Below are 23915 nucleotides of genomic sequence, written 5' to 3'. Positions count from 1 at the left end.
AATTAGCGTTGGAATCCGCCGCCAAGTTGTGATTCAGCCATTGCAACAAGACGCTTTGTGATTTCTCCTCCGACAGAACCGTTGGCACGTGAAGTAGTATCTGCACCAAGTTGTACACCAAATTCTGTTGCAATTTCATACTTCATTTGTTGAAGTGCTTGCTCCACTCCAGGTACTAAAAGTTGATTAGAGTTGTTGTTACTAGCCATAGTTGAATAACACTCCTCTTAATAAATTTGGGGTCAGCATGGAATTGAACCATTATGGTTAAGATAAACCATTGCCACCTTGGCCTAACCCATCTTAAAAATTATTAGGTGGTGGAGATGTTTCCTACTTTCCTTTGGGTGGCTGGGTTAGCCGGACTTGCACCGGCTTATGACCCTTAGTTGCGAAAAGAGATTTTCTTTTCACTTGGTAACCCATCGATGTAAGTTGTTGCTTGCTTTGTAATATTTATTATGATTAAAAATAGACAGCTTATTCGATTATTTATTTAGTAATTTATTCCATTACATAGTGAACGGTTAGTAACGTAAACTAACCATTAACAACAAAAAAAGGGTGAATATAAATGTCAATATGCCCAATATGCAACGGTTTACGTGAAGTATTTTTTCTATGTACACACTGTGGGGTACAAATGCAGGACAGCGGAAGATTAATGGATTTCTATGATGATTATAGTCCATACATGGAAATCGATTTAATGAAGATGGAGGATGGTTATCCAGACACCCACTCCGGCAAAAAATGCCCGCACCTATTTACATGTCCATCCTGTCAGAAAGATGAAGTAATATTTATTAAAGAATAAAAAAAGATCCCGAAACACGGGACCTTTTGGCTAAGACAATTATTCATTTGTTGCGCGAATGCGGGACTCAGTTTCTACATCAAAGAAATGAGCTTTGTTTAAATCAAATGCTAAATCAAGCGCATCTCCAGGGTGAATGTCAGCTCTTGAATCAAGGCGTGCTACGAAGTCTTGACCATCAACACTTGAGTAAACCATTAATTCAGCACCAGTTAATTCAGCTACATCAACATTCGTGGTAATTTTTGTACCTGCAGAAGCTTCAATAAATACAGGCTCATCATGGATGTCTTCTGGGCGAACTCCAAGGATAATTGATTTTCCAACATAACCTTGCTCACGAAGAACTTTCATTTTACCTTCAGGTACTGCGATAACTGTTTTTCCTGCAACAAACTTGCCATCTTCAAGCTTTCCGTTAAAGAAGTTCATTGCTGGTGATCCAATAAAACCACCAACGAATACATTTTCAGGCTTTTCGTAAACTTCTTTTGGAGTTCCTACTTGTTGAATTAGACCATCTTTCATAACGACAAGCCTTGAAGCCATTGTCATCGCTTCTGTTTGGTCATGTGTTACGTAAATAGTAGTTGTGTTTAAACGGCGGTGAAGCTTTGCAATTTCTGCGCGCATTGCTACACGAAGTTTTGCGTCAAGGTTTGAAAGCGGCTCGTCCATTAAGAATACCTTTGCGTCACGGACAATCGCACGTCCTAATGCAACACGCTGGCGTTGACCACCAGATAATGCTTTTGGTTTTCTTTTTAGGTATGCTTCTAATCCTAGAATTTTTGCTGCATCATTTACACGACGATCAATTTCATCCTTTGGAAACTTACGAAGTTTTAAACCGAAAGCCATATTATCATACACAGTCATATGCGGATATAGTGCATAGTTTTGGAAAACCATGGCGATATCACGATCTTTAGGAGCTACGTCGTTAACTCTTTTTCCGTCAATATAGAAGTCACCCTGTGAAATTTCTTCAAGTCCAGCAACCATACGTAAAGTTGTTGATTTACCGCAGCCAGAAGGACCAACGAATACAATAAATTCCTTATCTTGTATATGTAGGTTAAAGTCTGTAACGGCCGTAACTTTATTATCGTAAATTTTATAAATATGATCTAATTTTAATTCTGCCATTGTGTAAACCTCCTAAGTTTTGATTAACTTCAGTTTACATGAAAGGGTTTACAAACAGTATGGGCAGACTGCACAAAGTTCTCAACTCATTATTTGTGCAGATTGTCATATTCGAATAATAGTATCGCTAAAAATACAGTAAATGCCCCGTAAAAATCTTTTAATTGAACGCCTGTTTTATCGATGAACTTATCCAAACGGTATTGAAGGGTGTTTCGATGAACATACAATTTCTTGGCTGTCATACTAGCGTTTAAGTTATTTTCTAGAAAAACCTTAATGGTTACGTACAATTCCGGATCTTCTAAAAATACTTCTAAAAAGTCTTTATTTAACTTCTCTTTTATATGTCCTGGGAGGTTAGCAGCAACTAATGGCAGAAATACCTTTTCAAAAGTGAAAATATTCGAACCGGAAAGGTGATTTTTTGCGAATTGAAAATATTCTTTTTCTTGTCGGAACTGGTTAGGAAGTTGGTTAGACAAAGGAAATAGTTTTCCAATATAAAATGAAATTTTTACGTAAAGATCACTTTCTACCGTATCGGAAATAGAAGCTAGCTCACTTTCAGATAGAGACATTTGTTTTTTTTCTTCAATTACACATCCATTTTGGCTGTCTTCCCAGATATATTGGACTTCATCAGAGAAAAACCCATTTAGCGCTGATTCAATTTCATCTTGCTCTACATGCCCTTTAATATGAAACTGAATGATCCGATAATTACTTTCAGTACTTGTTGTTGGCAATGGTCCATTTACCAGTAAAAATTCATACCATTTGCCTGAATGCTTTGATGGGATGTTCACCTGTTCGTATAGTATTTGCAGAAGGTTTAACTCTTTTTCTGTTAGATTTGATTTTGGAATAGCAAGCCACTGCTTCTCCGATTGATTAAAAAATATGTAGTATTGTTCAGAAACATGTAGTGGTCGCTCCGAATATAGGATTGAATTTTCGTATAAAGACATTATTTTTTTAAACAAGGTTCACGTCTCCGTTTAAGTAATTTAGCTAATTATAACATAATTAAAAAAGACTAACTCTTGATATATAAGGAGTTAGTCTATTCTTGTTTATAGAGGAGGTTCCTCTTCAACAAGATCGCGTGCTTCTTCGATATTTGTTGAATCATGCCGGGAATGGACGGAACCCCCAGACATTCCTTCATTTATCATTCGGTCAATATCTAGGTAGACTTTGTCTTTTCCTTCAAACAGTAAGTCTTTATTTACTTGAACATCTTTTTTATTTTCCACAACTTTCAACCCCTTTCATGTATCTTAGGTTAGTTTGTGGAATTCGGGGGAATCCTTATTCATAAACATGGAATAGCATTAGCTCATGGATTTGGCTGGTTAAGGTTTCAATTTCATCCTGTTCGGGGGTATTAGCTGTCCATTCAATTTTTCCAGTTTGATGATACACCCCTGAAAATCGTTGTTTTTTATAGTAAAAGGAAAAATTCCACCCTGGAATATTCTTATTCTCATATAAAGGCTTAAACTGAAAATGTGTCAGCATATTTTCGCTCTCCTTTAAAGGCTAATTGTTACTTCTAGCTTACGAGATATACTGATAACATTCCAGTAAATTTTACGTTACGTTTTATTTCCGGTGAGTTGCTGGAATAACTGGCAGAGATGATCTATCTTTCTTTCTTCGATTTCACTTTCATCAAAACTCATTGGTTTTGAGTTTACCTCATAAATATAGTATTGTCCTGATTGACTAACTCCAGCATCAATTGAAAATTCACCAAAAAAGCCAAGTTTTTCAGATAATGCTTTGCCAATTTGTTCAACTATGGTGTGAATAAATAGGTCATGATCCACTGTCTGAACAAGGTCATATGGTAAAAGCCTTCCCCCTGTGGGAATATGCGTGGTAATTTGCTGGATCTGCGATTGTCTGATTCCTACTCCAGTAACAATAAAATGATCATTTTCTGCATGAGCAAGAATTCGAAAATCAAACCGTTTTCCATCATAAAGGCTTGATTTTATATCCTCCTGCGCTATATAGTCTTTCTTCCTAAGTTTGTTTTCCCACTCAAACCAAAAATGGTTAAAAGTTAAGAACTCCTCACTTGTTGTTAATCCTTCAAAATGCACCTTTTTGTGTGTATCTAGTACTAATTTAAATATCCCATTTCCTCTAGCTGACTGTGCTGGTTTTAAGTAAATACTTTGAAATTTTGTTAGGAAGGAGGAAAGCTTTTGCTTATCAATGGCTGTGATGGTTACAGGCATATAGGAATGAAGAATGGGATGGTTTTTAAAGAGCTGATATAACTCATATTTATCAATAAAACCTGGATTGAAAAAGGGGATATTCTTATCTCGTAGACAAGAAAAAAACGCAGTGCTTTTTATCTCTTCTTCAGCTTTTCGGAACGGAATTCTATTATATACAAGGTCGGGATAAGGAGCAGTTATCCTTTCCCATAAATCTTTGTCAGGAATATAAGTGAACCCCTCAATTGAATGGTCATGGACTCCGTCTATTGTAAAAATAAAGCTTATTCCATTTAGAGAAATAAGCTTTTTTTGCAGTTCAATAAAAAGGGGAACATTACCAGCAATCGAGCCATCCTTTTTCCGGGCTGTCAAAATTCCGATAACAGGAGCCATTCCCTTACACCATTGTACGATTCCTACCATTTGATAACTTCCTCAGGATGAAGAATGGATTGTTCGGTTAAAAAAACCGCAAATGCCATTGATAGCTTACAGCTGAGCTGATCGAACTCCTTCAATTCTGGGTGACTAAAAATGGATCTTCCAGGCTTTGAATTTGCTTCAAATAACCAGATGTCACCATGTTTATCTATACCTAAATCAAACCCAATTTCAGCTATAATACCTTCCATATTATTGGCGATACTTTTACTTAATAGCAATGCAGCATTTTCGAGCTTTTCGGTATAGAGATGACATTCTTCCTGTTGAAATATTTCTGCAACTGTTTTAATTTCCCCACCGCTGCGTGTATGGGTAGTTACGCTGCCCCGGCCAGCTATTTTAGCAGCCAAGGCAGTGACATGCCATTCTCCGTTATTATCTTTATTTGTGTGTATACGAAAATCAATGGGCCTCTGTTCATGCCGCATTAAGTGAATTCCCTGCTGAACAATCATTTTGTCTAGATTGCGATTAGAAAAAACAGTCTGAAACAATCCTTCTAACGAGGTGAATTTTTGTAAACGATTAACACCTTTACGGTCTTGATAGCGACAGTAATATTCGTCTTGAGTTCTATCATATAGGATTTGGTGAACACCTAACCCAAGACTGCCGTTTATTGGTTTTATATAGATATGACCATATTGCGACAGCATGTTTTCAATCAAAGAAAAGGATGTAAAAGGATGGGTCTCAGGAAGGAGAAATGAAACTGAATGGTCCTGATGTAATCTTTCATAAATATCCAGTTTACTGAAAAAACCGGGATTGTACCATGGAATAAGATAGTCCTTTTGCAGAATTTCCTTCACTTTAACTAGCTTGGGGTTTCTTTCACTTTTACGATTTGGCAGTCGATCATAAATAACGTGTGGAAATGGCACTTCAACGGTCTGCCAATTGTTATCATGATAGAAATACCCGTTGATCGTACCTTGTTCCCAGTTAATATGCTGTTCTCCAAACACAAAAGGTATAGCGCCCACATTTGTTTTTACCGATAACAGTTTAGAAAAAAAGTTAGTTCTCTCACCAATCGGACGGATGGGAAAGGGAGTGAAGCCAGCAGTAAAAATTCCAACAAGCGGCCCAATCGTGAGAACCTGATGATCAACAAATACATGCATTTTTATTGCAAAATCAGGAAATAGAAGGAGCTTTTGAATTTCTTTGCTAATTACTATGATATTTTTATTTTTAGGAAGAGGTACAAAGTCAACCTCAATTGCCCTTGAGCCAAAGGCAATTTTTTTTATTTCCATATCCAGTAAGAGCTCTTGAGGACAATAAACAACTAATTTGCTAGATGCGGCAACTTCAATGGTATAACGTTTTCTCATAGTAGCTCTTCCTTTCTTTATTTTCAGTCTGAGCAAGGTAGTCTCCATAAAGCAGAGGGGCAAGGAATAAGGTTTCTTGTAAATCTGGCTGTGTTTTTAAAATGACTTTTCTCCCTGGTTTTGAATTAACATCGAGAATCCACAGAGCACCATTCTTAGCTACCCCGATATCGATACCGATTTCAAATAATGGCAGAATTTCCTGTTCAAGGATTTTTGGAAGATTGGTTGTAATAAAGTTTAATTCATTACTAATGTATTCTCTTTTCGTTTCAGATAAACTAGATGCCCAGGAGGTAAAGTCGATGACCGATCCTCCTGCACTTAAGTTTGAAAGTATGCCACCAGTATTACCGAGGCGAATTCCTTTTCCACGTTCAACCCAAAGCCCATGTTCATCCTTCTGGAGCAAAATTCTAATATCAAATGGCTGGGAAGCACTATTAGATAATTCAAGATAGGGCTGTAGAAGGTAAGGCCGATAGTTGATTAACGTTTGCAGCCATAGAAATAACTTTGACTCGTTTGGGAAAATCCTTGAGATAATTTTCTTGTTTTTTTCTGTTTTGACATGGATGGTTTTGGCGTTTTTCTTTAAATAATATATTCCGTATCCTTGAGAGCCATTTATTGGTTTAATAATGATCTTTTTCTGCCGGTTTAACGCATCGTTAACTTCTCTACAATCCGTAATTGCCTGTGAACGAGGTAAATACGGAGCCAACCCAGATTTGGATAATGTTTCATATAATTCTAATTTATTAGGCAGTCCGAAGCCTAAAAAGACAATATCTTCTCTACTTTTTAACCAAGAAACAATGGGAATGCATTGTTTTGAATGTTTATCATCTCCATAAAAGCAGCGATCATAGATGAGAGAAGGAATTGGAAACTCAGCATCAATCCAACATTGTTCTTTTGCATCAAAACGTCTCCCTAGAACGAGTTTAGTGAGAGGATTAATAGAGGAAGGGAGAAAATGGAAACATTCAATTCCACAATGATGACTTCGGGCAGCTATTTCATTAATATAAGAGGCTTCACTTTCAATATTTAAGGTCATGATTCCAAAGGTTTTCATCTATAAATCCCCCGTTTCTTCCGTAGAGTCAAATGCAAGCTTCGTGCAAAATTGTATTATTGCTTTGGCGGACGGTCTAATTTTCATTTGCCCATCTTCAAAGCTTTTTGATGGTTTGGAATTGACTTCTATTAGCCAAGGCTTACCATCTTTGTCAATTCCAACGTCGATCCCAAGCTCTCCAGTTATTCCTGAAGTCTTCCTTTCAATAATCAATGCTGTTTCAATTGCCAATTCCTTCATTTGAGAAATAAGCAACTTTGCATCGCGAATACTTATGTTATCTTTTAGAGCATTTATTGGGGACATGATATCCCCGCCTCGTGCTATATTAGAAACAAACTCATCTTCTGCAGAAATGCGGGCAACGACTGAGGTAACAATCCAGTTGTTTTGTTTATTCTTATGACATAGTACTCTATAGTCCATTCCTCTAGCTTGATAGGTAAGGAGGGGGATTCCCTGTTGAATAATGTAGATTCTATTGTTCAATAATGGCTTTATGTGTTGATAAATTTCCTCAAAGGACAGAATAACTTCCTTGTTCACTGAGTACGATGTAAAGGAAGAGTCCAATTTAAAACCGGTTTGTTCCTTTACCAATTTGAATATGTTTCTCCCTTGACTGCCATGTACAGGTTTTATAAAAATGGTTTCATATTTTGTTAAAAATGCTGATAGATGATCCTTTGTGAAAATATTAGTTTCTGGAATAAAGGGGTGAAGATGATTTTCAAGGATTAAATGTTCATGAACCTCCCATTTAGAAAGAAAGCGATCATTAAAAATTGGGATACTTAATTCTGCAAGTCTGAGACGAAATAAGTGGTACTCGTTACTAAATTCTGCTCTTCGAGAATGGATCCGATTATATATAACATCAGGATGTGGAAGTTGTGCAGGCTTCCATTTCCCGCTGTCAAAGAAATATCCTAGAGTAGAAAATTCTGGATAGGTAAAAACATATAAAAAACCACCATTTTCACTTACGCCATGATGAATTTCTTCACAAAAGCTGTGAATGGAACCAAAATGGGGTTCATTATCCCCTTTATATTTAAAATCGGTTACTAAACCGATGATTGGACCCAAAAAAAGCACGTGGTTTTCTTTTTTTAGATAGAAGTGAAATTTATATTGTTGAATGGGTAAACAGAAATACTGAAATAAATGTTTGGGAAAATGTATTTCGTTAGAAGCCATGTCGACAGTTTGTATGTTTACTTTCACCAGTATCTTTCCTATACAAATCTTGATATCTCGTGCTTCAAACTGCAACTGCTTAAATAGCTGCAAGGACATTTGAACATAAATTTCTGTCCGATCAGCTGATTTCATAGGTACAATTGAGATAGGGGGCATAATCACTCCTCATTTATCGGAGAATATGGTTGAAATATAGGCATTCGTTGATATGGTATCGTATGTTAGCGCCCATTGGATGGTGATTCAATATAGCTAAGGGGATTTGAACATCCTCGCAATTACCAACATAGTTTGTTATAGTTAGTAAGATTATTTTTAAAAAGGAGTGGGATTGATGTCCGTTAATTTACACGATGCAGCTTACACATTAGAAAAAGCTATTCGTCAAAGTGATGAATATAAACATTTACAGCAAATGTACACGGTAGTTAATGCAGACCCAGTTTCAAAAAATATGTTTGATAACTTCCGCCAAATTCAAATGAATTTACAACAAAGACAAATGATGGGGCAAGAAATATCAGAGCAGGAAGTACAGCAGGCGCAAGCAACAGTAGCGGTTGTCCAACAAAATGAAAAAATAGCCCGTCTCATGCAGGCGGAACAGCGGATGAGCATGATTATCGGAGAGCTAAACCAAGTGATTATGAAGCCTTTAGAGGAACTATACGGAAATTTATAATAGGATACCAAAAGCTTTCGGATATTCCGAAAGTTTTTTCTTTTCTAACGCCTTGTTCTATATTTGGGTGAAAAATCATAAAAGTGATATAAGGGTAACTTCACCAAGAACAGGGGGCAACGTCATGATTTATCGCTTGCTTGCATTAAATATTGATGGAACTCTATTACAGAGTAATGGGAAAATTCATAAGTCAACAAAGGAAGCCATTGAGTATGTTCAGCAAAAGGGGATATATGTAACACTTATGACATCACGAAGTTTTCCCTCAGCCAAAAAGGTTGCAAGGGCATTAAAAATAAAAAACCCGCTGATAACTCATCAAGGTGCTTATATTGCAAACATGAATGAGAAACAGAATTATGTCCAAAGAATTACCGAAAATGTCACCTATGATACCATCCGTTTCTTAGAAGGGATGCCATGTCAAATTAGGCTCGTGCATGAACAATTCTCGTTAGCAAATAGGTTGAAGTTAAATAATAATTTGTTAGCAAAAACTGTTTTTACATCAGGTGATCCTGTTTTTTATTCGCAGCAATTTGTTACTTCACTAAGCGAATACTTACATGATCAACCGGTAACTCCCCCAAAAATAGAGGTCTATTTTGAAGATGAAAGTGATCTTCAGGATGCTAAAAAGGCAATTGAAAAAATGTTCACAGAAATTGAGACCATCCAACTAGATCGATTGCGATTGGATATTGTCCCAGCGGGTGTTTCAAAATTAAAGGGTCTAACTTTTCTTGGCAGTCAATTTGGTATCCAGTTAAAGGAAATGGTTGTTATTGGCGATGGATTAGATGATATTCCAGCCATACAGGCTGCAGGGTTAGGCGTTGCAATGTGGAATGCTGAATTTGATGTAAAAAAAGCAGCTGATTGGGTGACCAGATCGAAAAATGAGCACGGTGTTGCCTATATGGTTAAAGAACACTTTAGAAAACAACAGCCAATTGAGTTTTTAAGGAAAATGAATATTATTAAAAACTAATAGATGGCATCACTGTAAAACGGTGATGTCTTTTTTTATTTTGGATTTCTATTATTCTTGTTAACAGGAGAATTTTTTTCGGAAAATATTGTTCTTTATAGAGGAAATGTTTTAAACATGACGAATATTTAAGAGGACAATAGAATACGATAATTTGAAAACGCTTTCAAATAGGGGGGATTTTATCAATGATGCAAACGCCTTTAACTATGACACAGATGATTGAAAGAGCAGAAAAGTATTTTCCTAAGAAGCAGGTAATTTCTAGAACATCAAGTGGTATTCATCGAATGACCTACAAACAAACCGGTGAAAGGACAAGGAGACTTGCAGATAGTCTGAAAAAACTAGGAATAGAGAAAGGTGATAGGGTAGGAACGCTCGCTTGGAACCATCATCGTCATCTGGAAGCCTATTTTGCCATTCCATGTATCGGCGCTGTTCTTCATACGATTAATATCCGTCTTTCTCCGCAGCATATTTCCTATATTATCAATCACGCAGAAGATAAAGTCCTCTTAGTCGATCCTGATCTGATTCCTTTACTTGAAAAATGTTCATCTGAGTTAAAAAGTGTTAAGGCCTATGTGATTATGACAGATGATGAGGTACTTCCAGAAACCACACTCTCACCAATCTATCATTATGAAGATTTATTAGCCGAAGCTAATCCGAATTACCAATATCCTGAGGATATCGAAGAAAACGACCCAGCGGGGATGTGCTATACCTCTGCAACGACGGGAAACCCAAAAGGAGTCATATACTCTCATAGAGGAATTTTTCTCCATAGTATGGCGTTAGGTCTCGCAGATAGTGCAGCCATAAGTGAAAAAGATATTGCATTACCAGTTGTGCCAATGTTCCATGCCAATGCGTGGGGGATGCCATTTTCTGCTGTATGGTTTGGGACATCCCTTGTACTTCCAGGTCCGTATTTCACTCCTAAACTGATAGCAGAGCTTATCGAAAGTGAAAAAGTAACGATTACTGCAGGTGTTCCAACCATTTGGCTTGGATTATTAAAAGAACTTGATGAAGGTTCTTACGATCTTAGTAGTTTAAGAGGAGTTCTTTGCGGCGGTTCGGCAGCTCCGAAAGGGATGATTAAAGCATTTGAACAACGACATAACATTCCATTTATGCATGCCTATGGTATGACAGAAACAAGTCCGCTCGTGGTGATTTCAACCTTAAAAAGCTATCAGGAGAATTTGGAATATGAGGAAAGACTTGAAATTAGAGCAAAGCAAGGGGTTTTAGTTCCTGGCTTGAGTATAAAAATTTTAGGTAAAGATGGAGAGGTTGCTTGGGATGGAAAAGAGATGGGTGAACTTTGTATAAAGGGACCTTGGATTGCTTCCGAGTATTATAATGATGAACGCACTTTAGACGCTTTTCAAGATGGCTGGCTTCACACAGGAGATGTTGTGACAATTGACGAGGAAGGGTTTGTAAAAATTGTAGACCGAACGAAGGATTTGATTAAGAGTGGTGGTGAGTGGATATCTTCCGTGGATTTAGAAAATGCTTTAATGGCCCATGAATCCGTATTTGAAGCGGCGGTGGTTGCTGTCCCACATGAGCAGTGGCAGGAGAGACCTGTTGCTTGTGTGGTTTTAAAAGAAGGATATAAAGATAAGGTGAAGAAAGAAGCTTTACTAGAATTTTTACAACCGCAGTTTGCCAAATGGTGGCTGCCAGATGAAATCTTGTTCTTGGAGGAAATACCGAAGACATCTGTTGGGAAGTTTTTAAAGATGTCCCTCCGTGATCAGGTACAAAAGGAAGTACTAAGGAAGTAAGCTAATAAGGACAAAGAGAATGCCCTTCGTTTTAGGACAAAGTGCATTTCACTTTGTCCTTTTCGCATGTAGTTTTTCAAATGATAATAGTGAAAATTCCATTTATTATGAAAACTTATTTTTTTCATGTTCATTTCAAGCTATAATGGATGTGAATAAAGATTATGGGAGGCGTTTGGGGTGACGATTAATTTTGTAACGGATAAAGTTAAGGTGAGAGTGACCGGCCGGGTTGCAACGGTTGAAATGAATAGGCCGGAAGCACTGAATGCACTAGATGTTGACATGATAAGGGGATTAGTCTGGAACCTTAAAGAAATAGCTGAATCGGATGATATCGATGTTGTAGTTTTAACAGGGAGTGGTAGAGCGTTTTCTGCAGGTGGGGATATCAAAACCATGCTTTCTGACCTGAACGAAAGTGAGTTCTTCCCTGTTATGGATTATATTAGTGAATTAATGATTACGCTTTATAGTATTCCAAAATTAACTATTAGCGCTGTAACAGGCGCAGCTGCTGGTCTTGGCTTCAGTCTGGCATTGGCTACTGACCACATCATTGCCGATAATACCAGCAAATTAGCAATGAATTTTATTGGGATTGGTTTAATCCCTGACGGTGGTTCCCATTTCTTTTTAGAAAAAAGATTAGGAGAAATCAAGGCTAAGCAACTCATTTGGGAAGGAAAAATGATGAATGCCCAGGAAGCCTTAGAAATGGGGTTGATCCAGGAAATTGCCAACGGAAACCTCCAAGATGCGGTTGAAGCCAGAGTAGCTAATTGGTTAAGCCGGCCTGTACAGGCGATGATCAAAACAAAGAAAATATTAGCAGATATGAATAGACCGCAATTGCTTAAACTATTAGAACTTGAAAAACATGGACAATTAAATATGCGCCGAACTTTTGATCATCAAGAGGGAATTAGTGCATTTATTGAGAAGAGACCACCGAGGTTTATTGGAAAATAAATGAGAAAAAAGAAGCAAATCTGCTTCTTTTTCTCATTTATGTCTACGAATGAAACAGCAATAGCTTGCCGCTTGGAGAGGTGCAGCGATGTGTTTTCTCTAGTAATTGCTTTTCTGATAAGATTTTTTCTGCTATTTCTTTTGCTTCCTCATCATGTTCAGCCTGAAAAGCTTCGTCTACTATTTTTTCCCCATTTGCTTCAAAGGCAGTTAGTTTGTAAGTCTTCATATTATCCCCCACTTCGCAATCGTTATATTATAATATTTACATAATTCTATCTATTTTAAAAGTGAAACTTTTCCAGAAGATATACGTAGTAAAAATTTGAAAGGGGGAATTTGTATGGTTTTAAAACTTGAGCATGTAACGAAAAGATTTGGTGAGTTTACTGCTGTCAAGGATTTATCCATTGTGATACCCGAAAAAGAAATGTTTGGTTTTTTAGGCGCAAACGGTGCAGGGAAAACGACGACTTTCCGAATGATTTTAGGGCTCCTCGATTCAAGTGATGGAAAAATTACTTGGGATGACCAGCCGATCAATTACTCAACAAGTCACCTAGTGGGCTATCTACCAGAGGAAAGAGGTCTCTACCCAAAGTTAAAGGTGAAAGATCAGATTGTCTACCTCGCTAGATTACGAGGGATGTCAAAAAGTGAAGCCATTTCGGAATTGAAAAATTGGCTTGAAAGATTTAGAATTCCTGAATATGAGAATAAAAAAGTAGAAGAGCTTTCAAAGGGTAACCAACAAAAGATTCAATTTATTGCGGCGGTTATACATAAACCCAAATTATTAATTCTTGATGAGCCATTCAGCGGGCTGGACCCCATTAATGTTGAAATGCTAAAAGAGGCGGTTCTTTCCTTGAAGGAAAATGGATCCACGATTGTATTTTCAAGCCATCAGATGCACCATGTAGAAGAAATGTGTGAGCATGTTTGTATCATGCATAAAGGAAGTACGGTTGTACACGGTTCTTTGAGAGAAATAAAACAAGCCTTTGGTAAAAAGAACCTGGTTATTCATGCAGACTTTCCATTGGATTCTCTGAAAAATTATCCTGGTGTTCGTAAGACGAGGACAACGATGGAGGGAATTCACCTACAAATTGATGGGGAATATGTTGCTGAAAAAATCCTTAAAGATATTGTGAATAAAGGATTCATTAGGAAATTTGCATTAGAAGAGCCTTCTTTAAATGATATTTTTATCGAGAAAGTTGGTGACTCCTATGAATAAGTTTTGGATTATTTTATTCCATACCTATATGAATAAATTTAAAACAAAATCATTTATCGTCACAACATTAATGACCGTAGTAATCACCTTGGCTTTAACCAATATGAATAATATTATTGAAATTTTTGATAACACGGGTGGTAAGGAGAAAGTAGCTGTATTAGATGAAACAGGTCAGCTATATGAACCACTAAAAGAACAGATTAGTGCTTTAAATAAAGACCTTCAGCTTTCACAATTTGATGGCTCTGAACAAGATGCTGAACAAGCAGTTGAAGATGGAGCATATTCAGGGGTCGTGCAGTTGCGTTTTGATGATAGACAACTGCCGGAAGCTACATATAAGGCAATGGGTGTAGCTGATTCTGCATTGTATTCAGATCTCCAGGCAGGACTGCAGCAGTTAAAAACAATGATGGCAGCTTCACAAATTAATCTAACAGGCGCCCAGCTGCAACAGTTATATGAGCCTGTTTCCTTTGAAAAAATAGCTCTTGAAAAGAATGCTAAAACGGAAGAAGAATTAAATCAAGCTAGAGGACTTGTTTATGTCCTGCTTTTTATCATCTATTTTGCCGTTATTATGTATGCCAATATGATAGCAATGGAAGTGGCAACAGAAAAGTCTTCCCGGGTGATGGAAATCTTGATTTCAAGTGTATCACCGATCAAACAGATGTTTGCAAAAATACTAGGTATTGGTCTTTTAAGCTTAACACAGCTCGCAGTGCTACTATCAGTAGGTTATTACTCAATAAAACGTAATTTGGCTTCTTTAGAGGGTGGTTTTTTTGATGACTTTGGCTTTGGAAATATCTCGCTATCGACAATTGCTTACGCTGTAATATTTTTTATCCTTGGCTATTTCCTCTATGCAACCCTTGCTGCCTTTTTGGGTTCGTTAGTCAGCAGGATTGAGGATGTTCAACAAATGATTACACCTATGACATTACTTGTGGTGGCAGGATTTATGATTGCGATGTTTGGTCTTGGCACACCTGATTCGCCATTTATTGTGATTACCTCTTATATACCATTTTTTACACCAATGATTATGTTTTTACGTGTAGGCATGCTGACCATTCCAGTTTGGGAAGCGATATTAGGAATAGTTATCCTCTTGGCTACAATTACTTTCTTAGCTATCTTTGGTGCCCGTGTCTACCGTGGTGGAGTACTCATGTATGGCAAGTCAAATTCCTTTAAGGATATTAAAAAGGCTTTACAATTAACAAAAAAAGAATAATTGTGCGGGGCTTTGTCAAAATTGGCAAAGCTTTTTTTAAAAATAACATTCAGAACGTGCATTCGGTTTTTTGGGATGGTACAATGAAGAAAACTCACTGAATGGAGCTTTATTATGAAACAGATATCATTTATTCATGCTGCGGACCTGCATTTGGACAGCCCTATGGTTGGCTTAAAGCATTTACCTGCTAACATCCTTTCGAGAGTGAGAGAGAGTACGTTCGCGGCTTTAGAAAAGCTGACAGCTGCAGCGATTGACCACACCGTTGATTTTGTCATACTTGCTGGTGATTTATATGATGGTGAAGATAGAAGCTTACGGGCTCAATCACGCTTTCGTAATCAAATGCAAAAACTCTTACAAAATAATATCCCTGTATATGTGATCCACGGCAACCATGATCATTTAAATGGCTCATGGGTCCATCTTGATATGCCTGAGAACGTTCATGTTTTTGGCAGTAATCTTGAAATGAAAAGATTGAATACAAAACGCGGTGAAACTGTACATTTATATGGATTTAGTTATCAAAAGCGACATGTTCTTGATAAAAGAATAGAGGACTATCAAAAAATTGATCCAGCGGATTTTCATATCGGCATTCTTCACGGCAATGAAGGTGGTGGAACGGACCATGATAATTACGCTCCCTTCTCAATCAAGGATCTTCATGAAAAACAATTTGATTATTGGGCATTGGGGCATATCCATAAACGTTCAATATTATCTGAAAGTCCTCTGATCATCTATCCAGGAAACACGCAAGGACGAAATAAGAAGGAATTAGGGATTAAAGGATGTTACCATGTTACGTTGAATGAAATCGAAACCAAAAAGGAATTTGTAGCAACATCGGACGTTGTCTGGGATGAAATTTCTATCGATACTGCGACCGCAAATAATTTTCAAGAAATTTTTCATTTATGCCAGCAAACAATCGAACGTTTGCGCAAAGCTGGAGTTGGAACACTGCTCACCTTGAACTTAAAAAATGTCCAATTGGATAATTTTCAAGAACAAAAACTCTTAGATGCGGAATTGTTGGATTTACTTTTAGATTATGAAAAAGATGAAGACTCATTTGTTTGGATTGTTGATATAAACATTCAGAATAAACAGCTGTTAGATCGAAAACTTCTAATGAATGAGGCCGATTTTTATACAGAGCTTTTTGAAACAATTGATGACTTTCAAAATCTAGAAGCTGCAGTAGCACCATTGTACGAGCATCAACTAGGACGCAGATATTTAGAAAGTTTATCTGAAAGTGAACAGAAGGAATTAATTGAAAAAGCTGAAAAGCTATTAATTGGGCTATTGTATCAATAAAGGCTGTTTTCTGCAAAGACACAGAAAATTTATTAATTTTTGTTATTAAAATCAACAAAGTTTAAGAAAAGAGCCTTAATAGAAGGGAGATGATTACTTGAAAATCCAAGAGATACATATATATGGCTTTGGTCATTTAAATAATGTTGTTATTAAGGATTTATCTAATTTTCATGCGTTCTTTGGAGAAAATGAAGCAGGAAAATCAACGATTATGGCATTTATTCATAGCATTTTATTTGGATTTCCAACAAAGCAATCATCGGAACTGCGGTATGAGCCCAAAAACGGGTCAAGTTACGGCGGTAAGCTGAGAATATTTTTTGAACAGTACGGACTAGTAACCATTGAAAGGGTTAAAGGGAAGGCTGCTGGTGATGTTACCATTTCGTTAGAGGATGGAACGATAGGTGATGAAACCCTGCTTAAACAGCTGCTCGGAAATATGGAAAAAGGATTATTTCAAGCCATTTTTTCATTTAATCTACATGGACTGCAAAACATCCACCAAATGAAGGGCGAAGATTTGGGCAAGTTTTTATTTTCTACTGGTACACTCGGAACGGAAACGTTAGCGAAAACTGAGGTAGAACTTCAAAAGGAATTAGAAGCACGTTTTAAGCCTAGCGGTAAGAAACCAGTCGTAAATGAAAAACTAAAAGTCATTCACGAGCTTAGCGATGATCTGAAAAAAGCAGCAGCCAAAAATCAAGAATACGAAGAATTAAACAGAGAAAAAGAAAGACTCAATAATGAAATTAAGTATATAAGTAATTCGCTGCACGAGGTAAAAGCTGAGGTAGATAAATTTAATGAATGGCAGAAAATCAATGAGCTTGTAAAAGAGGAGAGGTGGATAAGAACCGAAATCGATTCATTAGGTGAGAGTCCATTCCCTGCTAGAGGAGTCGAGCGATTAGATAAGGTAAATCAGTTAATTTATCCATACAATGCACAGATTTCAAGTTTAATGGAAAGAATCTCTCTAATAAAAAATGAAATAGCAGCTATACAGCCGGATAAGCAAATTCTTGAAGAAGAGTCTCAGCTTCTTGCTGCTTTAGAGCAGGTCCCTATTTACGAGCAGTTGACTTTAGAAAAACAGCAATGTGAATTAAAATTGGTTGATTTAGAAGAGAAAATCTCAATTATTAACGAAAGATTACACTTACCTTTAGAGGAAGAAGAAGTCTTAAACATTAATACAAATATTTATATGAAAAATCAAGTGGAACAGGTATCCCGGAAAAAGCAAAAGCTTATAGAAGTAAAACAGGAGCTTGAGGAGAAATTTCGCGAAGAAAGAGTTTCTTTAGAGGAGTTAGAAGCAAAAGTTCATTTTGCTGAAACTCAAGCGATATCACCTCATGAAAGAGCCAAGCTTGAGAAGGAAGTCAGTAATGAAAATGAAAAAAGAAAGATTGAAATCGAATTAAATGCTGTTCAAGACAAAATTGAGTATTATCGATATTCTAATAAACAGGACACTAAAATAAACAAACAAAAAAAGATGCAATTTCTTACAATAGGAGCGATCTTGCTAGTTTTAGCTTTGTATGGATTGTATACTCAACAATGGGTTTTAGCGGTAATGGGTGTAGTAGGAAGCATTCTTAGTGGTATTTTCATTAGTAAAACTTTGGATCGAAAAAATGAGTCGGAGATTAACAAAGCTCTAAGTCAGTTGTTAGAAAAGGAAAAAAAGTTAATTCAACTAGTTGATGCACTTGAAAATAGTAACATCCCAGCCATTCAAGAAAAATTAACTCATGATAATCGTGTGAAAGAGCAGGTACAATTACTTAAAATAAAGCTCGAACAGCAGCAATCACAATATGAGAAGATAATCGGGAAACTTAAGAACTTGGAAATCGAAGAGGAAGAAAATAAGGAGATAATACTAAAATTAAGCAGTGAACTTAGCATCCCTGCTTACATCGCAAACTCCTTTTTCTTTGAAGCATTTCAGCTAATTGAACAGTTTAAACTGGTAGGAAGAGAGAAGAAACATGTACTAGCAAGGATAGAAAATATTAAACTTGAACAAGCGAGTATAACTGAAAAACTCTCAACCTATTCAAAAAAATATCTAGCCGATCAAGGGTCTGACCTGTCACAAACAGCTTATCTATTAAGGAATAAACTAAAAGAAGAACAAGTGAAATTAATTAAAAGTGATGAAAAACAGGGAAAGCTTGATGATCTAGAAGCAGACCTTTACCAAATTAAGCAGGAACAAGTCCATCTAATTTCGGAGAGGACAAAGCTCCTAGACGAAGCCAACGTAGAAGATGAAGAGGAGTTTTATCAGCTGGGTAAAAAGGTTGAAAAGAAGCTGAAGCTTATCGAAAGGCTTGCAGATATAAATAAACAGTTACAATATTCTTCCCTAAAGGAAATGGAGCAGGAAAGGTTGTTACAAATTCATAATGTGGATGAACAACTAAACCATTATCATGGTGATATAGAAACTTTATCATCTAGGCTCATTGAAATACAAGAGCAACAAGCTTCCTTAAACTATCAGATCCAGGTTCTCGAAGAGGGAGGATCATACTCCGAGTTACTTCACTACTATAAACAGAAAAAGTTTGAGTTAGAAGAAGCTGCCAAAGAATGGTCCGTTTATAGTTTAGCACAGAACATATTATCACAAACGGTCGAGAAGTATAAAACCGTTCATTTGCCTCGAATGCTGGCAAAAGCGGAAGAATACTTATCCTTTCTTACAAATAAGCAGTATCAGCGGATTCATTTGCAGAAGTCAGGAATCGGATTTCTTATTGAAAGAAGTGACCATACCTTATTTGAAGCAAATGAGTTAAGCCAAGCAACTGCTGAGCAAGTATACGTTTCTATTAGACTGGCGCTTGCGACTACACTATATGAAAAGTACTGCTTCCCAATTATTATTGATGATAGCTTCGTAAACTTTGACGCTAATCGTACCAAAATGGTGATTGAGCTGTTAAAAACGTTAAAGTTTAATCAAATCTTATTTTTTACCTGTCACACACATTTACTTCCATATTTTCAACCAGAAAATATCCAATATCTTCACAAAAGTAATGTCGAGGTAATTTGATAGAGAATGGTATACTCTTACTATCGGAAGGGGAGAAAAAGATGAATAAAGGAATTCTAGATTATGATTTTGGAGTGCAGGTGGATCTGTATTTACTTATTAAGAGCGCCACAAAAGGGATTGCAAGTAATGGGAAGCCATTCTTAACGCTTATCCTTCAAGATCAGAGTGGTGAAATTGAAGCAAAACTCTGGGACGCAAATGAAGAGGATGAAAAGAACTATACTGCACAAAAAATCGTTAAAATTATCGGGGATATTCATAACTATCGTGGGAAAAGCCAGTTGAAGATTCGCCAAATCCGAAGAACCGGTCTAAATGATACCGTGAAATTAGAGGATTTTCTTGAGACTGCACCATTAACCCAAGAAGAAATGACTAGTAAACTGACACAATATATCTTTGATATGAAAAACCCTAACATCCAAAGAATTACACGTCACTTAATGAAAAAACATCACAAAGCGTTTTTAGAGTATCCTGCAGCAACAAAAAATCATCATGAGTTTGTTTCAGGTCTAGTCTACCACGTAGTCAGCATGCTCGATCTAGCCAAGTCGATTGCCACACTTTACCCTAGTTTAGATAAGGACTTACTTTATGCAGGTGTAATATTGCATGATATGGGAAAAGTGGTGGAATTATCGGGCCCGATTTCAACAGTTTATACGGTTGAAGGAAATTTACTTGGTCACATTACGATTATGGTAAATGAAATAGGCAAAGCTGCTGAAGAACTAGGGATTGCTGGTGAGGAGGTTTTAATTCTCCAACACCTTGTTTTAAGTCATCACGGCAAGGCTGAGTGGGGCAGCCCCAAGCCTCCGCTTATAAGAGAAGCTGAAATTCTTCATTATATCGATAATCTTGATGCGAAAATGAACATGCTTGATCGTGCATTAGAAAGGGTGAAACCTGGTGAATTCACGGAACGGGTGTATGCTTTAGATAACCGTTCATTCTATAAACCAATATTTCATAAATAAAATAACCCACCTGGGTTATTTTTTTTTCACCCTATGAATATATATCTATAAATCGAATATGTTGTAATAAAAAAGTGGACAACCACTAATGAAAGGGAGCATAAATAAGTGACTATTCCTATTTGGGTATATGCAGTCGTGGTTGGTATTATTATAAGTGCCTTGATGGCCATCAAAACAGGCAGAGAAGAACGTTTGTTAGAGATGGAGAATATTGAAAAAGAGGGGGAGATATATTTAACACGCCTTGAAGAAGAAAAAGAACGACGCGAGGGTGACAGAGTTACCGCAGAATAAACAAACAGAAGGGATCATGTGTCCCTTCTGTTTTTATTAGTAATTCAATTTATTGATGAGCAGCTGATGCTTGTGGATCAAGTGCGCCTTTTAAGTCTTTATCACTTATTTTTACTTTTGCCTCTTTAATTTCTTTTTGCATCACTGCATTTATTTTTTCAGTTGTTAATAATTCGCTTTTCAACTGATCTTTCATTTTATCATAAGATTCTTTCTCTTTTTGCTCTGTTACTTGAATAATATGATAACCAAATTGCGACTGAACTGGCCCGCTAATTTCATTTACTTTAAGAGCAAATGCTGCTTTTAAAAAGGAAGGATCCATTTGAGCTGTAGCTCCAAACCAGCCAAGGTCGCCACCGGCCTCTTTTGCTGCTGTATCTGTAGAGTAAGTATTGCTTACATCTTCAAATTTTTCTCCAGCATCAAGCTTCTGTTTCACTTCTAATGCCGTTTTTTCATCAGCAACCAGAATATGACGAGCCTTGATTTCAGGCTTATAGTTTTCATAAGCTTCCTTTAGCTCTTTTTCTGTAATGTTTTTCAAACCTGCCTTTTCTTGCATCATACCTAGTTTCATCGTTTCTTTAAAGTCTTCCTCATTCGCGTAACCATACTGCAAAAGGGCAGCTTCAAAGTTTTCACCTAACTGCTTTTTTAATTCATCAATCTTAGCATCCAATTCTTTATCAGTAACATTATACTTCTCGGAAAGGACTTTTTCATATACAAGCTGTTGTAGTGCCTGTGCACCAACCTTTTCCTTCATTGCTTCGTATAGTTCATCCTGTGTAATATCTCCAGCGTTACTTTCAACCACAGTCGAACCGCCGCTCTGATTACATGCGCTTAAGGTAATAACCCCGCCAGCTAATGTAAGGGCTAACATCCATTTTTTCATGAGGAACCTCTCCTAAACAGTAAATTCTTGTGGGTTTTTGTCCACAAAGTATACTATAACATAAATGGTAACCACTGCAAAAAAATTCTGCGTAATTGTTTATCGAATACTGGGCAATTACCTAATACGAATTCGAATTTTGTACATACGATAACATGAAAGAAAAAATTAAAGCTACTCAACCATCTTCTACTATGCTCAGTGAATGGATTGCTATCTAAAAGAAAAAAGTTGGACCTTTTCTTTAGAAAATAAGGTAAGTGCCTAGTCGAAATGAATATAGATTGAATAGTATAACGTAGTAAGTTATAAAGGAGGTATTACGATGAGTGGTGGACACGGTTACGGAGCAGGATTTGCATTGATTGTAGTCCTATTCATTCTTTTAGTTATTGTTGGAGCATCTTGGTTTTAATTAAGGGAAACATCTGATGCAGACAGCAGCTTTACCATTTAAGGAAGGGGAGAATTGTGTGTCTGGTGCTGGATTCCACGGTGGAGGATTTGCGTTAATCGTAGTTCTTTTCATCTTGTTAATAATTATTGGGGCTTCCTGGCTCTAAATTGCAAAAAAAACATTTAAAAGCGATGAGAAACTTCTCATCGCTTTTATTTTTTGTACGTGACAGAGTACATGAAGTTAAACCTATGTATACAAGATTTCGACATAGGATGATATCAGTAATATTGTGACAAGTACATTGATTGTGCGAAATACTTTATGCTGACGTTCCTCTGGAATATCCTTTTGCATACAAAGGGAATTGGTCATTTTGTTTATATAAAACAAAATAAAGATGGCCAAAACAATGAAAGAAATGGAGATCATCAACGATTCCCTCCCTGATGTTCGTTTATATGTTATTACATTATCAAAAATTCACGAAAAAAGATAGTTAAAAGGACTGGTAGAAAAGTAGGGGAAAATTGGGAATTTTTTTAAAACTCTTTTCTTATTAAATTTATGCTGCTTTTTCGCGAAAACCAGCATAATCATTTATACTTATTACAAAAAGCAACACAGTTTAAGAAAAGAGCCTTAGAAAAGGGTTTATCTCTGACTTAAAAAGGTGAATAATATAGGATAGGAAATGTAATGTAATGCAGTGTCGGAGGTCGATGTATATGGATAGCAATGTTGAATTAGCTTCTAGAGTTAAACTCCTAGAATACCATCAAAGGTTACTCCTGAAGTTGTTGTCAGCACCCAATCTTGAATTCTATAGACTAGTAATTGAAAATGGGATATCTGAACACGAAGTTCAGGCATTCAACAAACTTTGTGAGGGCTTGAACATAAAAATGGAAGAACAAAAAGCGGAAGGGTTTATTCATTTTCAACCGCTTTTCATTGAGTTTTTAAATTCTTTACCAGCAAAACTTGATGTGAAGGAAGTAATTCAATCATGTTTAAAACAACACCTACACGTACCTCTATTTATTGAGTTTACTAAATGTCTATAGTTCTTGTTCTGTTTTCTCTGACTTTTTAAGCTTTCCTTCTTCTTCGTTAAATTCTGTTTCAATATTTTGAAAGGAACGCTCAAAGATTTCCATGAAATCATCACCATAAATATTACGAACAATTGCCATCATTTCAATTATATCGGGAAACTTCCCATATAAATCCCTTAATGGCAAGGCACCAGTGTAGGCAGCATTGCCAGTTGGATGATAGGATTCCATTATTCTAAGAAAGATATCTTCACCGTCTGGGGTGAGTTGAATATACGTATTACGCTTGTCGTTCTCTTTTTTTGAAAATGTTAACAAACCTCTTTCTTCTAACTTTTTCGAAAAATTAAATGCTGTTGAGACGTGCATGACGCCAAACTTTGCCACATCCGAAATAGAGGCCCCATTTAAATGGTATGCAATCCAAAGGATATGATGTTCATTAATATTTAAATCATAAGGCTTAATCCATTGCTGCCAATCCTTCTCAATCGATTTCCACAAAGCTTTACTTAATTGTGCAATCCGTTGACTGAATAGCATCGCTTCTTTCATTGAATACTGTTTCTCCGACATCCCCATTTTCACCTACTTTTTTATTTCTCTATTAACATTATGCCAATAAAATAAAAATTAATAA

At 36.6% G+C, this 23915-nt stretch carries 27 protein-coding genes; 14 read left to right on the top strand and 13 right to left on the bottom strand.

What is annotated here, in order from left to right; translation table 11 throughout:
* Positions 1 to 2: 2 nt before the first annotated feature.
* Positions 3 to 209: an alpha/beta-type small acid-soluble spore protein gene (locus V7124_RS09360; protein WP_335411155.1), complete on the bottom strand. Its 207-nt coding sequence runs from the start codon at positions 207 to 209 to the stop codon at positions 3 to 5.
* A gap of 365 nt (positions 210 to 574) precedes the next feature.
* Here V7124_RS09360 and V7124_RS09355 point away from each other — a divergent pair, with 365 nt between their 5' ends.
* On the top strand, positions 575 to 817 hold the full coding sequence (locus V7124_RS09355; RefSeq protein ID WP_335411153.1) for a hypothetical protein: 243 nt from the start codon (positions 575 to 577) through the stop codon (positions 815 to 817).
* Between the two features lie 39 nt (positions 818 to 856).
* On the opposite strand, the gene V7124_RS09350 is transcribed toward V7124_RS09355, so the two are convergent.
* From V7124_RS09350 to V7124_RS09315, 8 genes are all read right to left on the bottom strand, one after another.
* Positions 857 to 1966 carry an ABC transporter ATP-binding protein gene (locus tag V7124_RS09350; RefSeq protein ID WP_335411151.1) on the bottom strand — a complete coding sequence of 370 codons (1110 nt, stop codon included), beginning with the start codon at positions 1964 to 1966 and terminating at the stop codon, positions 857 to 859.
* 89 nt (positions 1967 to 2055) lie between these two features.
* The gene (locus V7124_RS09345) at positions 2056 to 2952 is read right to left on the bottom strand and encodes a PucR family transcriptional regulator (RefSeq protein WP_335488359.1); all 897 of its coding nucleotides are present in this window, start codon (positions 2950 to 2952) and stop codon (positions 2056 to 2058) included.
* A 90-nt stretch (positions 2953 to 3042) separates the two neighbouring features.
* Entirely contained in the window at positions 3043 to 3225 is a 183-nt protein-coding gene (locus tag V7124_RS09340) for a hypothetical protein (RefSeq protein WP_335411147.1), read from the bottom strand.
* A 55-nt stretch (positions 3226 to 3280) separates the two neighbouring features.
* The gene (locus V7124_RS09335) at positions 3281 to 3490 is read right to left on the bottom strand and encodes a YheE family protein (protein ID WP_335488356.1); all 210 of its coding nucleotides are present in this window, start codon (positions 3488 to 3490) and stop codon (positions 3281 to 3283) included.
* A 77-nt stretch (positions 3491 to 3567) separates the two neighbouring features.
* Positions 3568 to 4629, bottom strand: coding sequence for a YheC/YheD family endospore coat-associated protein (locus V7124_RS09330; RefSeq protein ID WP_335488353.1), 1062 nt, complete (start codon positions 4627 to 4629; stop codon positions 3568 to 3570).
* The gene (locus tag V7124_RS09325) at positions 4623 to 5990 is read right to left on the bottom strand and encodes a YheC/YheD family endospore coat-associated protein (protein ID WP_335411142.1); all 1368 of its coding nucleotides are present in this window, start codon (positions 5988 to 5990) and stop codon (positions 4623 to 4625) included. Before V7124_RS09325 ends, V7124_RS09330 begins: the two co-directional genes overlap by 7 nt.
* The gene (locus tag V7124_RS09320) at positions 5968 to 7071 is read right to left on the bottom strand and encodes a YheC/YheD family endospore coat-associated protein (protein WP_335488350.1); all 1104 of its coding nucleotides are present in this window, start codon (positions 7069 to 7071) and stop codon (positions 5968 to 5970) included. The genes V7124_RS09325 and V7124_RS09320 overlap by 23 nt, the downstream gene beginning before the upstream one ends.
* Positions 7072 to 8409 carry a YheC/YheD family endospore coat-associated protein gene (locus V7124_RS09315; RefSeq protein ID WP_335488347.1) on the bottom strand — a complete coding sequence of 446 codons (1338 nt, stop codon included), beginning with the start codon at positions 8407 to 8409 and terminating at the stop codon, positions 7072 to 7074.
* Positions 8410 to 8611: 202 nt separating this feature from the next.
* On the opposite strand from V7124_RS09315, the gene V7124_RS09310 reads away from it, so the two are divergent.
* The 4 genes from V7124_RS09310 (at position 8612) to V7124_RS09295 (ending at position 12730) form a co-directional block, all read left to right on the top strand.
* The gene (locus V7124_RS09310) at positions 8612 to 8959 is read left to right on the top strand and encodes a YlbF family regulator (RefSeq protein ID WP_335411136.1); all 348 of its coding nucleotides are present in this window, start codon (positions 8612 to 8614) and stop codon (positions 8957 to 8959) included.
* Positions 8960 to 9083: 124 nt separating this feature from the next.
* On the top strand, positions 9084 to 9953 hold the full coding sequence (locus V7124_RS09305) for a Cof-type HAD-IIB family hydrolase (RefSeq protein WP_335411134.1): 870 nt from the start codon (positions 9084 to 9086) through the stop codon (positions 9951 to 9953).
* Between the two features lie 188 nt (positions 9954 to 10141).
* Entirely contained in the window at positions 10142 to 11758 is a 1617-nt protein-coding gene (locus V7124_RS09300; RefSeq protein ID WP_335411132.1) for a long-chain fatty acid--CoA ligase, read from the top strand.
* A 180-nt stretch (positions 11759 to 11938) separates the two neighbouring features.
* A complete protein-coding gene (locus tag V7124_RS09295; RefSeq protein WP_335488344.1) occupies positions 11939 to 12730 on the top strand; it encodes an enoyl-CoA hydratase in 792 nt (263 codons plus the stop codon).
* Positions 12731 to 12773: 43 nt separating this feature from the next.
* Here the strand turns inward: V7124_RS09295 and V7124_RS09290 are convergent, their stop codons facing one another.
* Complete coding sequence (locus V7124_RS09290) at positions 12774 to 12959, bottom strand: YhzD family protein (protein WP_335411129.1); 186 nt, start codon at positions 12957 to 12959, stop codon at positions 12774 to 12776.
* 114 nt (positions 12960 to 13073) lie between these two features.
* Between V7124_RS09290 and V7124_RS09285 the strand changes: the two genes are divergently transcribed.
* The 6 genes from V7124_RS09285 to V7124_RS09260 all read left to right on the top strand — a co-directional run bounded on the left by V7124_RS09285 (position 13074) and on the right by V7124_RS09260 (position 20919).
* On the top strand, positions 13074 to 13973 hold the full coding sequence (locus V7124_RS09285; protein WP_335411128.1) for an ABC transporter ATP-binding protein: 900 nt from the start codon (positions 13074 to 13076) through the stop codon (positions 13971 to 13973).
* Positions 13966 to 15219 carry an ABC transporter permease gene (locus tag V7124_RS09280; RefSeq protein ID WP_335411125.1) on the top strand — a complete coding sequence of 418 codons (1254 nt, stop codon included), beginning with the start codon at positions 13966 to 13968 and terminating at the stop codon, positions 15217 to 15219. The genes V7124_RS09285 and V7124_RS09280 overlap by 8 nt, the downstream gene beginning before the upstream one ends.
* A gap of 114 nt (positions 15220 to 15333) precedes the next feature.
* Positions 15334 to 16551: a metallophosphoesterase family protein gene (locus V7124_RS09275; RefSeq protein WP_335488341.1), complete on the top strand. Its 1218-nt coding sequence runs from the start codon at positions 15334 to 15336 to the stop codon at positions 16549 to 16551.
* 97 nt (positions 16552 to 16648) lie between these two features.
* Entirely contained in the window at positions 16649 to 19636 is a 2988-nt protein-coding gene (locus V7124_RS09270; protein ID WP_335488338.1) for an ATP-binding protein, read from the top strand.
* A 41-nt stretch (positions 19637 to 19677) separates the two neighbouring features.
* Positions 19678 to 20622, top strand: coding sequence for a 3'-5' exoribonuclease YhaM (gene yhaM, locus V7124_RS09265; RefSeq protein WP_335488335.1), 945 nt, complete (start codon positions 19678 to 19680; stop codon positions 20620 to 20622).
* Positions 20623 to 20730: 108 nt separating this feature from the next.
* The gene (locus V7124_RS09260) at positions 20731 to 20919 is read left to right on the top strand and encodes a sporulation YhaL family protein (RefSeq protein WP_335488332.1); all 189 of its coding nucleotides are present in this window, start codon (positions 20731 to 20733) and stop codon (positions 20917 to 20919) included.
* A gap of 49 nt (positions 20920 to 20968) precedes the next feature.
* Here the strand turns inward: V7124_RS09260 and V7124_RS09255 are convergent, their stop codons facing one another.
* Complete coding sequence (locus V7124_RS09255; RefSeq protein ID WP_335488330.1) at positions 20969 to 21820, bottom strand: peptidylprolyl isomerase; 852 nt, start codon at positions 21818 to 21820, stop codon at positions 20969 to 20971.
* 325 nt (positions 21821 to 22145) lie between these two features.
* Here V7124_RS09255 and V7124_RS09250 point away from each other — a divergent pair, with 325 nt between their 5' ends.
* Positions 22146 to 22235: a YjcZ family sporulation protein gene (locus V7124_RS09250; protein WP_335488327.1), complete on the top strand. Its 90-nt coding sequence runs from the start codon at positions 22146 to 22148 to the stop codon at positions 22233 to 22235.
* Between the two features lie 16 nt (positions 22236 to 22251).
* Positions 22252 to 22383, top strand: a complete 132-nt coding sequence (locus V7124_RS09245) for a YjcZ family sporulation protein (protein WP_335488323.1) — start codon at positions 22252 to 22254, stop codon at positions 22381 to 22383.
* An 83-nt stretch (positions 22384 to 22466) separates the two neighbouring features.
* On the opposite strand, the gene V7124_RS09240 is transcribed toward V7124_RS09245, so the two are convergent.
* Positions 22467 to 22649 carry a hypothetical protein gene (locus V7124_RS09240; RefSeq protein ID WP_335411110.1) on the bottom strand — a complete coding sequence of 61 codons (183 nt, stop codon included), beginning with the start codon at positions 22647 to 22649 and terminating at the stop codon, positions 22467 to 22469.
* A gap of 296 nt (positions 22650 to 22945) precedes the next feature.
* Here V7124_RS09240 and V7124_RS09235 point away from each other — a divergent pair, with 296 nt between their 5' ends.
* The gene (locus tag V7124_RS09235) at positions 22946 to 23284 is read left to right on the top strand and encodes a DUF1878 family protein (RefSeq protein WP_335488320.1); all 339 of its coding nucleotides are present in this window, start codon (positions 22946 to 22948) and stop codon (positions 23282 to 23284) included.
* Here the strand turns inward: V7124_RS09235 and V7124_RS09230 are convergent.
* A complete protein-coding gene (locus V7124_RS09230; protein WP_335488317.1) occupies positions 23279 to 23851 on the bottom strand; it encodes an HTH-type transcriptional regulator Hpr in 573 nt (190 codons plus the stop codon). The two genes, V7124_RS09235 and V7124_RS09230, sit on opposite strands and share 6 nt — an antisense overlap.
* Between the last annotated feature and the right edge of the window lie 64 nt (positions 23852 to 23915).

This window comes from Neobacillus niacini, assembly GCF_036961885.1.
GTDB classification, from domain to species: domain Bacteria; phylum Bacillota; class Bacilli; order Bacillales; family Cytobacillaceae; genus Neobacillus; species Neobacillus niacini_H.
This window is presented reverse-complemented; position numbering and strand designations above follow the sequence as displayed.